Here is a 612-nt window from a genome sequence, read left to right as displayed (position 1 = left end):
GGCGATGGTGCCGCCGGTGGCCAGGATGACCACGTTGGGCAGGTTTTGTGCTTGTGCGGCTGCGGCTGCGGCCAGGCAGAGCAGGACCAGCATCTGCTGGAAGATTTTTCTGATGAACATGTTTGCCTCTGAACGAGTGGTTGAATGGATTTTCTTAGTTTTATTGGTAGCCTTGCGAAGATGTCTCACGTCTTGCCGCGCGATCTCATCCCGCCAAAAGCGCCGACACGATAGCACCGGCTCGCCTGGCAATCAAAGGTTTTTTTATCGGGTGAGAAAGCCGCATGGCGCGGGCCTTTGCGACAGGGGTGCGCGCACGTTTGGTGCGTTTTGGCCCGGCAGGAGTGATCGAAAAGGGCAAAATGACGCGCAACTGACAGCGCGCTGACGCAGGTGGCCCGGGTGTGCCGGGGCGGGGCTGGCGGGAAGGGAAGGCGCGCTTGAAAAAATAAGTAAATCGCGCCGAAGAACTCGGAAGATATCACCGAATCAGAGTGCAGCAAAGCCTGACAAGCGCGGCATTGTCCTGCTTGATCGCGGCATGGCGCAGCTGCGTGGAAAGCAGCGCTCTCAGGTAAGATGGTGCCGCGCACAAGTTCTTTCGATGAATGA

The organism is Herbaspirillum sp. UBA812 (genome assembly GCF_002296545.1).
In the GTDB taxonomy this organism is placed as follows: Bacteria; Pseudomonadota; Gammaproteobacteria; order Burkholderiales; family Burkholderiaceae_D; genus Herbaspirillum; species Herbaspirillum huttiense.
Note: the sequence above shows the minus strand (reverse complement) of the source record.